Source organism: Flavobacterium sp. RHBU_24 (assembly GCF_046613695.1).
Classification (GTDB): Bacteria; Bacteroidota; Bacteroidia; order Flavobacteriales; family Flavobacteriaceae; genus Flavobacterium.
The window spans coordinates 1-15,997 of sequence record NZ_JBKJHD010000002.1 but is presented as its reverse complement, the minus strand read 5'-3'; the positions used below and the strand labels follow the sequence as shown (position 1 = coordinate 15,997).

Annotated in this window: 11 protein-coding genes; 3 read left to right on the top strand and 8 right to left on the bottom strand. The window is 43.1% G+C overall.

Features of this window, described 5'->3' with window-relative positions:
• Positions 1 to 63: 63 nt before the first annotated feature.
• The 4 genes from ACLI09_RS02535 to ACLI09_RS02520 are packed head-to-tail and all read right to left on the bottom strand — an operon-like array spanning position 64 to position 8,707.
• Positions 64 to 624, bottom strand: a complete 561-nt coding sequence (locus ACLI09_RS02535) for a hypothetical protein (protein WP_411418018.1) — start codon at positions 622 to 624, stop codon at positions 64 to 66.
• Complete coding sequence (locus ACLI09_RS02530) at positions 611 to 4,165, bottom strand: DUF6443 domain-containing protein (RefSeq protein WP_411418017.1); 3,555 nt, start codon at positions 4,163 to 4,165, stop codon at positions 611 to 613. Before ACLI09_RS02530 ends, ACLI09_RS02535 begins: the two co-directional genes overlap by 14 nt.
• 11 nt (positions 4,166 to 4,176) lie before the next feature.
• Positions 4,177 to 7,071: a hypothetical protein gene (locus tag ACLI09_RS02525; RefSeq protein ID WP_411418016.1), complete on the bottom strand. Its 2,895-nt coding sequence runs from the start codon at positions 7,069 to 7,071 to the stop codon at positions 4,177 to 4,179.
• Positions 7,072 to 7,087: 16 nt separating this feature from the next.
• A complete protein-coding gene (locus ACLI09_RS02520; RefSeq protein ID WP_411418015.1) occupies positions 7,088 to 8,707 on the bottom strand; it encodes a T9SS type A sorting domain-containing protein in 1,620 nt (539 codons plus the stop codon).
• 408 nt (positions 8,708 to 9,115) lie between these two features.
• Between ACLI09_RS02520 and ACLI09_RS02515 the strand changes: the two genes are divergently transcribed.
• Complete coding sequence (locus tag ACLI09_RS02515; protein WP_411418014.1) at positions 9,116 to 9,553, top strand: helix-turn-helix domain-containing protein; 438 nt, start codon at positions 9,116 to 9,118, stop codon at positions 9,551 to 9,553.
• A 12-nt stretch (positions 9,554 to 9,565) separates the two neighbouring features.
• Here ACLI09_RS02515 and mobC read toward each other — a convergent pair whose 3' ends face one another.
• The 4 genes from mobC to ACLI09_RS02495 form a co-directional block, all read right to left on the bottom strand.
• On the bottom strand, positions 9,566 to 11,554 hold the full coding sequence (gene mobC, locus ACLI09_RS02510) for a conjugal transfer protein MobC (RefSeq protein ID WP_411418391.1): 1,989 nt from the start codon (positions 11,552 to 11,554) through the stop codon (positions 9,566 to 9,568).
• A gap of 17 nt (positions 11,555 to 11,571) precedes the next feature.
• Positions 11,572 to 12,855, bottom strand: coding sequence for a relaxase/mobilization nuclease domain-containing protein (locus tag ACLI09_RS02505; protein ID WP_411418013.1), 1,284 nt, complete (start codon positions 12,853 to 12,855; stop codon positions 11,572 to 11,574).
• The gene (locus tag ACLI09_RS02500) at positions 12,843 to 13,232 is read right to left on the bottom strand and encodes a plasmid mobilization protein (protein ID WP_411418012.1); all 390 of its coding nucleotides are present in this window, start codon (positions 13,230 to 13,232) and stop codon (positions 12,843 to 12,845) included. The genes ACLI09_RS02505 and ACLI09_RS02500 overlap by 13 nt, the downstream gene beginning before the upstream one ends.
• Positions 13,233 to 13,429: 197 nt before the next feature.
• Complete coding sequence (locus ACLI09_RS02495; protein ID WP_411418011.1) at positions 13,430 to 14,365, bottom strand: toprim domain-containing protein; 936 nt, start codon at positions 14,363 to 14,365, stop codon at positions 13,430 to 13,432.
• 153 nt (positions 14,366 to 14,518) lie between these two features.
• Between ACLI09_RS02495 and ACLI09_RS02490 the strand changes: the two genes are divergently transcribed.
• Both ACLI09_RS02490 and ACLI09_RS02485 read left to right on the top strand, forming a co-directional pair.
• Positions 14,519 to 14,806 (top strand): hypothetical protein, encoded by a 288-nt coding sequence (locus tag ACLI09_RS02490; RefSeq protein WP_411418010.1) that lies wholly within the window; start codon positions 14,519 to 14,521, stop codon positions 14,804 to 14,806.
• 286 nt (positions 14,807 to 15,092) lie between these two features.
• Positions 15,093 to 15,977 (top strand): LytTR family transcriptional regulator DNA-binding domain-containing protein, encoded by an 885-nt coding sequence (locus ACLI09_RS02485; RefSeq protein ID WP_411418009.1) that lies wholly within the window; start codon positions 15,093 to 15,095, stop codon positions 15,975 to 15,977.
• Positions 15,978 to 15,997: the final 20 nt, after the last annotated feature.

Genomic DNA, 15,997 nt, shown 5'->3' with positions numbered 1-15,997 from the left:
TAGATATACTTTCTACTATATAATATAAATCCATATAACTTGTTTTATACGTTCTGTCAACTGCTAATTCGACACATTACCATTTCCCTCCGTATCTTCCCCTAAGATCCGTTTTTGTTCACTATACAGAGATTTCGCAGCAGATGACCAAGTATATATCAAACCATCTTCCCACTCTAAACCTTTTACCAGACTTAGACCTACATCTTTTACTAAATAAGAATAACCTGCAGAAGTAATTTGCATTGCCTCGTCAAAAGTTTGTATTTCGTTTGCTTTTGGATAACTTAAATGTTTGGTCTCAATTTCAGGGTAATATTTATTAAGGTATAGTGCGAAATTCAATTTCTTGTCCATGAAATCCCCTTTTAAGATAAATAAGTTTACCAAATCAACAGATTTATTATTGATGTCGTTAGGCTCATAATGAATATTAATGGTTTGATTCAAGGAAATATTCTTGTATCTTATTTCTACAATATTTTTGACAACGTATTCAGTAGCTATACGTTCTTCGATATCTTTATAACCTAAGTCTGTTAAAAATGAAAAATGTGTTTTCACTGCATTTAAGAAGGATAAGACCCTTGGTCTTGTTTCTTCGGTTATTTTATTTAGGTCCATACATAACTGCTTTTTCCATTTGATAAAAAGTACTTTCAACCGCCCTGCCGTCATTACCGATATCGATAACAGCTTTTCCACTATTTTTAACACCTTGAATCCATACCTGATTCTCTTGAAATAACGTTGTTCCTTTAGCAACTTCATCACTGACTCTTGTACCGTTGCTAATTAAAGAGTTCCATTGGCTCAATGCGGTTTCTGATGCTTCGAATGTTTCTACGCCCTCAAAGCCAGCAGTTCGTAATGTATTTGCGACTTGATGTACTCCCGACATTCCTTCGCCAATTACAACAGTTCCTTCTACAGTCTCAGCCGCTGCCGCTGCTCCTCCCATCCCATAAAAACTGATAGCAAAAAATGCTGGCTTTGCTACATATTTGGTAGCTGTTTGAGCATTACCTAAATTATCATGGTTTTGAACCGCATCTTTAACTTTAGCTAATTCTGCGGCCTTGGCCTCGTTTTGCCTTAACTGTGCAGGCGTAAACCCTTGCGAAATTGTCGCTGGTTTAGTGATAGTCGGTACTGGCTTAGGTTTATCTGTGGCAAGTGGAGCCGGTTTTATCACTGTTCTTGCTATTACATCGTTCGTGATACTAGGCTTTTCCGTTAAATTTAAGTCACTCCTGCTTTCAAGCCCTTCAATTTCATTTGCATGAACTGGTTGGTTTGATGAAAATTGATAAGGGGTTTCATAAGCATACTTTTCAGCTAATGGGTCTATACTCATGAACCTGCCAAGAGCATAATCGTAGTTCCTATATTTAAAGCTATCCCAGCCTAACCCTAGTTCGTCTTGGCGTTCCTGTCCTTGATACTTATAGTTGTTTACCAGCTTGCTATTGTTCAGCGGTGGGTACAGGACAATCTCACCTTCTATTTCCTCGTATTCCAGGTAATCCATGTTATAGTTGAGGTGTTTAAGGCCAAAAGGGTAATAATGGTTCTCCTCTTTAATAACAACAGATGTAACGCCTTTTGCTGTTTGAACGCCGTAATTTAGCCTTACATTGCCCAGGTGATCTTTATACTGGTAAACATAGTTGTAATTATTAACACCGCTTACAACTGTATTATCTACATAACCTTCAGCAGTTGGGAAAAACTGCAACACACCGCCTTTGTACTGGAAGCCTCCACTAAGATAATCTACATATATCGTTGTTGTAGTTCCGGATATCACCTCGGTTACGGTCTTCTTCAGCTTCCTTCCGGCGGCATCATAAAGGTATACAATTTTGTTACCACCGCCAAAATTTATCTCCACCGGCAGGTTCAGGTGGTTGTATTTTATTGGATTTGTAGTCGTGATACCTTTGTTAAGGTCTGTCAGCATATTACCGTTTGTATCATAGGTGTAATCATCAAGAGAAATGTCAATATCTCTAAAGCCTTGTGGGCTGTTACTTTCATCATATACTTTTGTGAGCTGGTTGCTGCCTACAGGATAAGTATAGGTTAAAAGGTCAATCTGTACCGGTGTATTGAGGTCATCAACCGCACCGTTTCGTGATATACCCGTGATATTACCGTTAGCATCATATCGTATATTCTCGTTGTAGCTTCGGGTATATTTGGAAGTTGCATTTGGTTTTTGGTAATAAGCGTTAGTAAGCCTGTTGAGGTTATCATACCTATAGCTGTATTTCCTCAACACGTTATCGCCTTTGGTACGCCAAAAAGTTTCACTAATGTTACCGTTATAAAGCCCTGGTACTACCTCTACACCACCAGTAACATCGGTAGGGTTATTGTAAGTAATGTGGAAACCAAAAAGTTTAGAGCCCAAACCAAATAAGGAATTAAGGGGGTCATTTATATCAGTAAGCCAGCCCCGGATATTGTATTTATAATCAATCGTTTGCATTGGTATAGTATTGAACCCGGATGTGTAGCTGCCGACGGCTTTATTGGTGAGCTGCCCCAATTTATTGTATGTATTGCTGGAAAGGGTTTGGGTCGCTAAGTTGTTTATCCTGTGGGTATGGCTAAGCAGCCTGTCCTGGGCGGTATAGGTAAAATTCTCTTCAACCTTAACATCGGGGGTGCTGCCCGTCAAACGCTTGTGAAAAGTTGTTGTTTTAAGTGGCGAGCCGTCAAAATCAAGCTTTGTATCTACCTGGGTATAACCACCCAGGTAATTTGCTGTCCTTGTGCTTACTGCACGGCTTCGGTTATCATATAAGGTGTAGCTTACCTCAGATTTTACATTCGAGGCATCCATAACCCGCACCCATGAACCCGTGGGCATCCCCTTAACCTGGGTACGGATATTCTGGCCTTCGATAGGGTCAAAATTTGTGGGAGCACCTGGCCAAGTATAATCATCGTAATAATTTACTGTAAGCAGCCTGAACCCTGGGGGCAGCGAAAGGTTGTTATAGCCTACAGCTACGCCGTCCATTGTCCCACTTCCCCGAACTGCCATTAGTACAGTAGTTATTGTTGCCTGTACCGATGCCCTTGTACCGGCTGAAACCGTACTTTGATACCACCCTGTTATGGCGGGCCTTCCTAACCCGTCATAGATTGTCATCATCCAGCCCACATCCGTATTAGGTGAAGTCATGTAACCGCCAAAAGGTGTCAGGGAGGGTCCGGTACGGACAGGCCTGTCTAAAGGGTCGTACACTATAAATTCCCATTGCTTGCCGGGCAGCTTTTTCTCAGCCAGCCTGTTCCGTTTATCATATTTATATTGATACCCTAGGGTATTTAAATACGTTGTTGTGCCGTTTGCTAATGGCGGGAGCACATAGGTTAGGTTTCCAAACTGGTCATATACGTAATAGGTATCGTAGGCTGAACCGTTGTAATTCCTTTTTAATACAACCTGGCCTTCCTTGTTTTTATATTCTTCGGTGGTGTTGGCAGTGCCTGAAATCCAGTTTTCATTCTTAGTAACGGTTTTATACAACTGCCCGGCGGGATATGCTGCCGCACTGTTAAATGTAAGAGTACCAAAGATATTGTTACCATCCAGTGCCGCCGTAACACTCAACTTTTTCACATCATTAACACTGCCATCAGATGTATTTGTCTGATACGCAACTTTTACAGTATGGTCGTTATTATTATAAACATCCGCGTTACCTATCCATGCATTACCCGGGGCAGCCTGTTTCAGCACACGATTTAAGGGCGACGGCTCAAAGAATTTTTGTGAGTAGGGGTTGCCGGTTATTTGATCAACATTAGCGGTATTATTATAATACGTATTTGTAGTCGTTAGGGCTGCGCCATCAAAAGCCAAATTAGTGCTAGTAGCTGCAAACGGCAGGTAGTCTTTTGATTGCCTGCCAAAGCTATCATATTCTATATGGGTAATAATATCAGTGCCGGTAGCACTCATCTTGCCTGATACCTGCTGTATTGGCCTGCCAAGCCCGTCATAATAAACAACACTTACATTTGCGGCTGCTTCATTGCTGGATGTAGCAGGGTCTTTATAAGTTAGGGTCTTAATGTAATTCTGTGTCGTTGTTTGCCCTGCTGCCATTATTGGCAGGAGTAGGAAAATATATAATAAGTTCTTCATGGTCAGGCTGGTTATTGAGGCTTGTAATTATAATAATTCTCTGAAATGTAGTTGCCGTCCTTATCCTTGACTAATATTAAGCGGCCTGAATTGTCGTAAGTGTATGTAAACTTATCCCCTTTAGGGTCGGTAACAGTACTTACCCCGAATAATGGCTTGAAAGAATAGGTGGAAACCATTGCATTAGCCAAAAGGGATGAGGTGCGTAATGGATTTAGCGTGTTATTAAGTACGGTCTCAGAAGGGTAAGAACTGCTAAAACTGTTTATCGCACTCGCGCCCCCCAACACGCTTAGAACCGTGCTGTATTCGGCATTTGTTATTTCAGCTACAGGATACCTGTTATTATAACTGTATATATAGCAGATAGGTGTACCACCTGCCTTTTTAATTGATGTAGGGTTTCCAAAGGCATCATAAGCCAGGAAATTTATTCTGTCTTCCAACGTACCGGCGCTCCCTTTTTGCTGCTGGATAAATTCAGGCTCAATGATATTGCTGCCCCAATTTCTATATGTGGCTTTCGTTGTTGAAAGCAGGCTACCGGCTCGGTAGGTACTTTCCTCTAAAACGGTATTTAACCTGTTTTTTGTAATCATAGTTGCATAAGGTACCGTAGACGGGAAATTATGGGGGTATTTATAAGATGTCAATAATACGTCTCCACCGCTTGAGGTCGTTGTTTTTTGGTTCACGCCAAGGTTTTGCTGGTAATAGGTGTAGTCGGTAGAAGTAATTACCGGGTTTGAGGGATCGGCAGGGTCGAATGTAAACGTCACGGTATTTGATAATAAAGAGGCCTGCTGGATTGCCTTGGAAGGTTTCACTATAATAGAATAAATATAGTCATATTGAGTTAAAGGGGTATATGGTATCGGTGTCCTTTTAAAGTCAACTGTGCGCGTTACTTTCATCCCGGTATTATATTCAGTCGCAAACTGATCTGAGTAGTTGTATTCCTCTTTGTACACTTCCTGATAGCCTGCCCCGTTTTTTCTATATACCGTTTTCAAATGCATTTTAGGTGTATAATTCCCTTTGTCTTCAAAATTTGGGTGGTAATACCTTATTCCGTCGGCCGGAAGTTGAATTAACGGATTTTCATAAATATATACTGTTTTACCCGCATTTGAGGAAGGGGTGCCATCAAACTCCGTTACTTCGGTATACATCAGGGTAAGGCCGGGGGCTATATCCATCGGCAGGAAAGGGCTTGACGATACAATGTACCTGTTGTATACTTGGTCGCACCAATCTTCGCTACCTAACTCAGTCACACGCTCCTGGCAACGGAGCATATACTTAAAGTATTCCTCATCTACGGCTCGCACTTCCGGTGTCCCATATTGATATGTCTTTACGTTGGCGATTTGATTACCATCCGTATAATTTGTAATGCTCCCTACCCTGAAGCCGCCAACATAGCCGCCAATATTAGCGCTAGGGTTACCCATCACCCTGTAGGGATATAAATGGGTGTGGTAAGCCCGCTCAAAAACGTATTCGGTCCTGCCCCCGGTAGGGTATTTTATTGCTTTAAGCATACATGCCCGTGAATAAGTGCCGGAATCCGCGTCGCGGTTTGCACCAAAATACTGCTTGTCGAGGGCATCAGTTATGAAATCTTTTGGTACAAGTCCGTTTGAAGCAATTCCATTATAATAACCCCATAAATCCTCACTAAAGCCGGCAAGAGGATTTTTATAATGATAGTCAGGCAAGGCCAGGCTCTCGTAAGTAAAGCTGTATTGTTGGTTTTGGGTAACACCCGGCGCGCTTACAATTATTTTTTCCAGCCCGAGCCTTTTGTTTGCAGCGGTCGTGCCAAAGTAGAATTCATCAAAGTCAATTACTTTTAGCGGTGTGGAGGAACTAACGGGGGTTACTGTGATTTTAGATATCCGCTTCAATCCTGTAAAATCTTCGCGGCTGGCATACGTAAAAGTTACAGTTGCGGTAGCGCTTGTAATGGACGCCAAAACCGGCGTACCGAAATTCGGGGTCATTCCCGCCCCGGATGATGTTACAGTCAGTATATCCCCATTACAAGGGAAATTGCCGTCGTAAGTTTTAGCACTCATCCATGTACTGTATTCACTGGGTACTGTGTAATTGGCTGGCTGGCTGGTATAATTAAAAGTAATTACATCCGTACCATCGGCTGATGCCATCTGTTTTAAAAGCCATTCGGAACGGTCAGTAGCTGATGCTGCTAAATAATATTCAAATGTGTATACCGTTCCGTTATCATCAGTAATTTTGAAGCTGTCGAGTTTCTTCGTGGGGTACACCCCGCTTACAAACTTTTCAATCTTGTAGGGGCGGTATGGTAAGGTTACGATGTTTGCCTCATTAGGGTAGTCGTATGTAAATATGCCTGAGGTACCATTTGGCAACTTATAAAAGTAACGGTCGCTCATTAAGTCCTCATAATTGTTGCTATTATTAAAATAAATTTCAAAATTTTCTAAATTTTCAAAGCAGACACATGAATAGCTCCAGTCCTCCGCATTGTATAAGTCATAAAATAGTTCTTCCGCAGTGGCATAGCTCCTAATACCTGTCCTTCTTTCATCTCTTATGTCATTAACGGACCTGGTAACAATTCCGCCTGCATTCAACGCCCAACCCAAGCCGACTTCGGATGCTACATCGTTAACCTTGATACCCGAGGCATGGTAAGAAATCGAAATCGGTACGCTTAATTTTCTGCCTTCCAGGGTATAAAGTGGGATGGAAATATTAGGCACCCCCGTACTGTAGTCTACCGGGATTTCCCCATAGCGCATAAACGTTTGTGCAGTAGGTGACGCGGGGATAACTTTTGGCATATTGGTTGAAATGGCATTCTGTGCATATAAAAAATGCGTAAGCAAGATTGCAAGTGCTGCTATTATTTTTTTCATCTGTTGGTTGGTATGGTTAATTTCTATTCCTCATTACTTTCACCGAGTCCGTGCCCTTGTCGGTTTTCACCTCCACGATGTAGATGCCTTCAGGGTACGCACTCACATCAAGCGGAATGGTACGGCTGTTTACCTCAAAACTTTGCAGCATCCTGCCCGAGAGGTCAAAAAGGGTGGCTGTGCCGCTTGTAAAATCGAAGCCCACAATAATGTTGGTAAACTCACCGGCAGGGTTGGGTATGGCTTCAAGCAGTGTGCGCTTTTCTTCTTTTTTCTTTTTGTGGTTGTCTTTTAGCTTTACTACCCAAAAGTCGTTGCTGCCCTTGGCGCTGTTCTTGTCGCGGGATATCGCACCTTTGCTGGTGCCTGCAAGTATGTAGCCACCATCGCGAGTTTCCACCAGTTTCTTAAGCAGGTCTTCGCCGTTGCTGCCAATAGCCTGTTTCCATAGTTCTTCGCCTTCAGCAGATATCTTTATGGCGATATAGTCGTTAATGTCTTTTTTGTCTTTTTTGTTGCCCTGTCCGATAACCTCGCTTTGGGCATAACCGCCTATCAGTAACGTGCCGTCATTGTTTTCTACTAATGAAGTAAGCACATCCACATTGCCGGTGTTGTAGGTTTCCTGCCAAAGGATACTGCCTTTTTTATCAAGTTTAAGTACCCAAAAGTCAGCGCCTTTTTTATTGGTTTTTGATTTGTTGCCTGAGGTGGCTGAGGCTGAGCTGCCCCCGAGTAGGTAGTTTCCATCTTTTGACTGGGCAATGCAGTACAAATGGTCGTCTTCTTCACCGCCGTACATCTTTTCCCATTCGGTAGCGCCATTTTTATCTACCTTTACTACCCAGTAATCTCCGGCACCGTAGTTATCCAAAGATTTGTCAATCGACGCTGGAGAGTTGGAGTACCCACCCATGATATATCCGCCGTCCTGGGTTTGTACGATGCTTTCCAGCACATCGTTATACTGTCCGCCTATGGTGCGCTGCCATGCTACTTTGCCTTTGTTATCGAGCTTTATTACCCAGTAATCCAAACCGCCACGGCAAGCTTCTGATTTTCCGTAAGGGTCGTCCTGGCCTTTCATTACCTTAAGGCTTTGGGGAGATGCTGAAGAGCCTCCTATTATGTAGCCTCCATCGGTAGTCTGACTAATGGACTTAACCAAATCCTGGCCGGGGCCGCCTATAGTCTTTTGCCATTCTTCGCCACCTTTGGCATTAAGCTTTACAATCCAGATATCTTCTTTGCCTAATGCGGCATCAATTTTATTAAAGCCTTTATTGGATTCTGATGTACCGGCGAGGATAAAGCCGCCATCATTGGTATTGCGGATGCTGTATAGGAAGTCAGGCCCTGAACCGCCAAGGTTCTTCTGCCATTCGGCTTCGCCCTTCTCATTCATTTTCCATACCCAGTAATCAAGGTCGCCTACATTGCCTTCTTCCTTGTTGCCGCCCTTAACCGATAGCGAAGCCCCAGCAAGGATAAAGCCATAGTCGGCAGTTGGTTGTGCATCCAATAAATATTCAGCTTGCTTGCCGCCGTAGGAGCGTTCCCAAAGGATGTCCTGGGCATACATATTCCCACCGCACAGCATGGCCAAAGCGGTTGCCTTGAGTAATGGTATCTTCATAAAAGTTGGTTTTTTAAGCGCTCCTGTACAGCCTCGCCACTGGGGGTGGCTACCTATTTTAAAGGCTGTAAATAAGGGCTTGATTCTTTGGCGAAAGATATGCCACCTGCTTAAAATAAAAATACCCATTAGTGGGTATTTTACATGGAGTTATGAACAAAAACCGATTGTTCCAAAAACCGGATAAAATTCATATTTACGCAATGACAATCCACAAATAACTTGTGATTTTTTGTTTTTAACTTATTTCACTGAGAATTATTTAAGTTCGCCAATTTATTATACCGCAGCGTTAGGTAGCGTTGTTAATAATTATAAAAATAAAATCATCGAATTCAATTAAAATCACTACCTAATGATGTAGTGATTTTTCCTTTTAAAAGAATTTCCTTTCTTCTTTTTTAATATATGGAAGAAGAAGTAATTGAAATTATCATCTTGGAACTTGACTACTACCTGATAGAACGGGTCAGGGAGTTAAGGATCAGGCATACCCCATATTTATCACAGCTAAAACTTGCACAGGAACTGGAGTTTCCGGAAAGCTATGTTAGTAAAGTAGAAAATATGAAAATCCGGTACAAATACAATGTAAGGGCTTTAAATAAAATAGCTAATTTTTTCAATTTAAAATCATACGCTGAACTTTTCCCCAGGCGCATCGTTCCTAATGACCTGGTAAAAATGAAGTTGAAAAAACTGCCTATAAAGAATGGCAAACTTAAAGTCAACGATGATGGTACTATTGATAAGGCTTATGCAATACTATCCTTAGTACCGTTGACTGAAAAAGAATTGTCGCTTTGGTACGCCGACCAACTGCCTTACCTAACTATCATAGAGTAGATAATCGTATTTTTATTTACATTTCTTAATCACCAAGTGTGCCTTGCCCGGATCATTGAGTAAACGTTCCAGTTCAAAACGGGTAATGTCGTCAATATCCTGTTTTATTTGCAGGTAATTTCGTTGTACCATTGTGTTATCTATTTTCCGGATAGTTTCAATATCGGTATAGTCTTCCTGCTCCTTTTTCAGGGCTTCATGGTCGTTCTGTATTTCGCAATGGAAAGCTTTCAATTCGATTTTATTGTCGGGGTCATCGGCCACCATACCCACAAACTCACCCGAACTGAGGGCCGATATTTTGGACGGCGGTATGGCAGATTCCAACTGCTTCGAGCGGCTGATGGAGGTATCCCCGCTGTTAATGGAAAGGCTTTCCCTGTCCTGCATGATCTTGCCGAAACGTTCTGATAATTGCTTGGCGGTATCGCCGGTTACCTGCCCGGCAACAATGTTGCCGGTAATGTTCATAATCACATCGGCCTGCTCGCGCCCATAATCCTTGCGGAGCTGGCTGAAATCCTGGATACCCAGACAGGTAGAAACCTTGTTGCTCCTTGCAGTAGCAATGAGGCTGTCCATATTGTTCAGGTAGATGGTAGGGAACTCATCAAATATGAGGCTGCTTTTTAGCTTTCCTTTTTTGTTTACCTGCTTTACAAGGCGCGTAACATATAAGGATAATACAGCACCATATATCTGTATCTTCTGCGGGTTGTTGCCCATACAAACAATCTTGGGTTCATCGGGGTTATTGATGTCCAATGTAAAGTCATTGCCGGAAAGTACGTAATAGAGTTGCGGCGATGAAAGCCTTGCCATTGCTACCTTTGCGGAGGCTATTTGACCCTCCAATTGCTCCATGACATCTGAAAGGTAGGCATTGACAAAAGGGTTGATGAGTACTTCAATTTCTTTCTCCGTGCGAAGTAAGGTAAAGAGGCTATCGTAGTCTGCCTGCATCAGCTCAATAACATGTGGCAGCGTGCAAAATTCACCGTCCTTATATTTTTTCAGGTACCATATTACTGCGGTCAAAAAGTTAATGGGCGATTCGACGAAAAAGTCGCCTTGTTTCTTGATCCACTCGCGGTTAAGGCCCATCAATATAGTGCGCGCTGATTCTGCCGCATCGGTAATATCGGTCATCGCCGACGGCTCCAAAGGGTTGCAGCGGTGGGTACGCGAGAGGTCATCAAAATTTATGACATAAAAAGCCGGTGCCTTTTTGTACTTGTCCTTATTATTCAGCCAGGTGTTATAGGCGATTTTAGAGAGGTCATCGAATTTAAAATCATATACGAACATAGTAAAGCCTTTGCGGATGTGCTGTGTAATAATATGGCGTATAACAAAATACGACTTGCCGGAACCGGGAGTCCCCAATACCATGACCGCACGGAACGGGTTAATAATATTGATCCAGCTTTTACGCACCTTATCCTTTAAATAGTAGCGCGCCGGGAGGTTGATGGAATACTCGTTTTCCAGCAGGCGTTCTTCCTGTGGAAAGGTCTCGTTTTCCTTGTTGAAAATATCCTTATTATTCAGCCTGTTTTTGATTATGCGGGAAAGCAGCGTGCCACCGGTCAGCACCAGCAGGTAACCAATCCCGGTAATGCCCATGTAAATCAGGGCGAGGTAGCTTACCTCAAGGGACAGCTTTAGCGCCAGGTAGCTGGCAAAGTATAAGAGCAGGCCGGTAATGGCATACGCGGATGCCGTTTTATGGCTCAGCTTTTCGTCTTTGCGGCCTTTGGCACCCAATAGGGAGATGCCTAAAAAGCCTAAAGCAATCAGTTTTGATTTAAAGAAATTCGAAAGCATACCCGTATTATAGACATTGCCTAAAAGCCGGTCAGTAAAAGTACTGCTAAGCCCCCATAGGTGGAATGCAGCGTAACAAAAATAATAGCAGTGGATCACTAAGATCACAATACTTATCAGGCGCGTCATATCCAGTATTTTCCTAAGCGCCTGTTCGTTTTCCCCGGTTTGCATGGCCATAGCTTCTAATTTTATAAGTTGTTGTTATTGCGTTTATTTTTTCTTTTTTTCTTCCTGCCTTTAAGCTCTCGTGGCATGTAATCCGATGCCTGCTCCGGTTGCATCAGGGTATCAAGGATATTAGCTGCATCCTGCACATGGGAAGTGCTTTTGGTTTCTGCCGCTGTAGTAAACGGAGGTGGCTGTAACCCCTTTCTAACCGGTGCTGCATGGCCCGCCAGATGCTGCCCCGTTTTTACAGCAACTGTACAGCGTTCCTGGATGGCTTTGGCGCTGTACTGCTTTCCAAGCGCACTGCCGTTAAAGACGCATTTGGTCGTATGGTCCACATAGGTGATACCATAGATAAGGCCGCTGTCATTTTGCCGTAAGGCCACATGGATACCCTGCTTTTCCAGTGCTTTTACCAAATCCTGTAAGCTTATTTTAGCGCCCACAAGGGCCATGTCTACGGCGTTCTTTACCCTGCTTTTATGGGGCATCCGTTTTACATCATTGCCGGTAAACTTTGATTCCAAATTTTTCAGGGTCGGCTTGTTGTAGAACGCGCTGGCCTTGATCGGTACGCCGATGGGTTTTCCATGCGCATCCAGGATGTGGTAGGCCAACCCACCGGTTTTATATATCCTTGATCCCTCTGTGCCACGGTCGGCCTGTACGTTGTACTGGCGCAACACGGCATTCAGTTCCGCAAGGCTGGTATATTTATAGTCCGGTACAATATTTTCCAAAACTACCTGTAGCGCTTTTTTCGATTCGGTGCGCCCGTAATTAACCTTTCCCAACGGTATCGGCTGAAGCCCGGTTGCCATGCTGTTCTTTTGTCCTTCGGCAGCCACAAGGCCAAATGTTTTTTCTACTTCCTTACGGGCCGGTTCTGATTTATGTATGCCGATATGGTGCAGGCTGATGCGCTTACTCTCCGCTGTTATATTGGTAGTAACCAGGTGCAGGTGCGGGTGCCCGGCATCGTGGTGCTGGTAGGCCAAAAAAGGCTGGTTGCCAAAGCCCAGTTTTTCCATATAAGACTCTGCGATACGCATAAGTTTTTCTTTCGGTAATTCACTCTCGGATGGGTCGAAATTGAGTGAAATATGGACGCTGTTTACCGCCACATCCGGCCGCAGTTCCATCTGCCTGATGAGCCTGTTCAAACGCATGTTCACCGTTGTTTTTTCAGGGTCAAAGGGATAGTTTCCCGCGCCGATTATCTCCGCTTTGCCTTCCTTTACCTTATTCTCATTATAGTTGAAAACGCGGTGTATCGAGCGGCCCGTTTTCACTACTGCAACCATGATTCGGATAGTTTTTGGAGATGCTCTTTTATGCTGTCTATCTTATTGTAAAGGGTGCGCTTTTCCACCTCAAAAGCCATGAGCCAATTCCTGAATTCCGGGAGCTGGTGCAGGGTGTGCAGGCGCTTTACCGCCTGGTTAAAGTTGTTGCCAATAGCGTTGAGTTCCTGCCGCAACCTGCCCATCTCCGCCAAATAATCGTCCTTCGAGCCATTACGGTACACGGTAACCACAGGCTTGTCAAACACGCAATACCTGAGGTAGTCGCTTAAGCTCGCACAAGTGGAGGCCCTGCTTTTCCGCTCAATTTTTTTGTATTCTTCGGGGCTTACCCGGAAGATGATACGCTTTGTCCTGTTTGAATCTTCATTTTCCATCACATCATTATTACTCACGTTTCAAACTCATTTTATCATTTCATCAAACCCCGCCCCCGAGTTCCGAGGACAGGGCGGCAAGATATCCGGTGTATGACACCGGTTCATCTTGCCGTTTGCTGGAACGGACAAACTCCCTTAGCTTTCAGGAAAGCTTAAAAGCTGCTTTTAATAGTTAAAGCTAACGTTAGCCCATTTCAGCTTTTCGGAAGGTTTGGAGGTTTTTCTTTAATAAAGTTGTATGCTAAAATTGCAGCTCTGGAATGTTTAGGGGCATTCACCAACCATTCATTAAGGTCGGTATAACCTTCATATAGTTTGCTTTCATCATAGTAGTGGTTGCCCCAGGAAAGGGTAAGCTGTGTAGCTGCCTTACCGGCAGCATCGTTATCAAGGAATAACCGGACGTTTTTATAGGTGTCTAAAATGGCATGTGTGCTTTCAAGCAAAGCCAGTGAATTCAGGATGATAAAATCATTTTCTTTAAAGCGCCCTTCGCCGGTAATTACCATGAAGGAAAGGAAGTCGAAAAAGCCCTCAAAAACTACTACAGAATTACTTCCATTTTTGATGCAGGTAATACCTTTGGGGGAGCTGCTGAGTTTTTGAAAAGCATTGCGGATTTCATAACCACCAAGGTCGTTTTTAAAGCCGATGCCGTACCATGTTTTGCCCGCTAGTTCGTAGCGGACTTCCCGGCAAAATCTATTGGCAATTTCTGCGTTGATACAGCGCACTTCCAGGTAACTAAGTAAGGCTGTTGAAGAGAGGAAAAACTCTCCTAAAATTTTTATCTGCGTTGCCATTTCCGAAGCGATTTTAAAGGCCCGCTCAGGTTGCTGTTGAAGGGAAAGATTACCACCTAATTTTTGGAGCGCTTCCGACACGTTGCACTCCCAAAAGAGTACAGCAAAATCCACGAGGTTACCGCCCTTGCCGATGCCGTGGTCGTACCAGCGGTTAAGCCTCAGGTTGACCTTAAAGGAAGGCGTTTTCTCACCTCTTAAAGGTGAGTGGTACCAGTAGTCATTATTGTGAATTTTTGCCGGTTCAATACCCATCCCGGACAGGCAATTTACTATGTCCATTTCTTTGGCCTGCGCAATTGTAAGCCTCTTTTCCCTGAATTCCATAACCGCACATTTACTCTTTCACATTCAGTTTATTAAAGCAAAAGTAAATCGGTGGTATGGATTTTACCCATCGTAGTCGAATTTCGACCAGGATGTGTATTGGTACAGCGGCTACTTTTGTTGTAAAGATTGTTTAACTAAAAACGTGTGAAAATGGCAACAACAAATGTGGCGGCACAGGTATTTGATACCATAATGAGTATCCCTGGCATGAATGAGGTGGTAAAGATTGATCTAAAAATCTCCCGTAAGAATGTATTACTGCTTAACGGTATTATTGAACGTGGGCTCGCCGACAAGGGAGGAGATAGCGATGGCATCTTGGCAAACGTACCGGATTCTGATTTACAAGAGCTAAAGGCGGTAGCGGACGAAACCCTGCAAAAAGCAGGCCTGGTGGACCTGAATGAGAAGCTCCGAACCTTGGGAAGTGTAAAGTAATCTCATTGAGCCGTCACAATAATGGCGGCTCATTTTATGTAAATCTACCTGTTAAGAAAAAACAGGTAAAAGTATCAGCAAAATGTCTTTTCCAAAGTCTTACTTTCCCTCTCTGAAATAAGCTAATCCATTTATCGACAATACAGCAAATTCAACTGATTTTGTATGCTAATTAGTGTACAAAAAATATTGGGATTTATATTGCAGTTGAATATAGCGTATCGGTTACTGAAAATACTTACGACAGTATTGCCAACCTATAGAGGGTTAAATTAAAATTTATACAATGGCAACAACAAGGTATCTGCATAGAAAAATGCGCGTCCTCATTGCTGTGGCCGGGGCGCTTTACATTGTGCTCTATGGCAGGCTGGCCGAGATGAAAACCGCTCTTGTATCTTTCCGCTTCTATACGGCATTGTTAGTAAGCTTTATAGTTGCCTTATTAATCTTAGAACTGATCCAGTTCATGTGGGTAAAGCTGGATGATTATTATCAAGGAAACCGGCTTAAATACATCCGGGCTGCCATCCAGGTGATAAGTGGCATTACGCTATCCCTAATAGTAGACTTTCTTTGTTTTGCTGTTTACTTTGGATTATTTGGAGAGAATATCCTGACGATAGGCTTTCTGAGCGATGACTTCATATATGTATTCTATCTTTTGGCAGGATTAAACCTTTGTTACCTTTTGTTATCATTTACCCGCAACCCGGTTGAAAACTCAGCTGCTAAAATTGAGCCACCAAACCTTGCACAGCTTACGGGCCAGCATATGCCGGAAGCAAGTATTAATCAGCTGTTGGTTATTGACCATAAAGGCTTGCACATCCACCTGGAACATCGTGATATCCTTTATTGCTACCGTTTCTCCCGGAAAAGTAAGATTGTAACCAATGGAAAAGGAAATTATACTAGCAATGCAGCCATATCTAATATTGCCGAACAGCTACATGCTTCAGGTTTTCTTCAAACTAACCGTGGCTTTATTATAAACCTAGCCACTATAAAAGGATATATAAAGGGGATCAAAAGAGATACTTTACAACTGGTCATCAAGAGGGACTTCAAAATATTTTTTGCAGGGCTGGCAACAGACCAACTCTTTGTTACTAAAGAATATAAAGAAGCATTCAAACGGGCTTTTGATATCCTACAGGAAGAAACCTGAACAGCTTGTAAGAAACTACT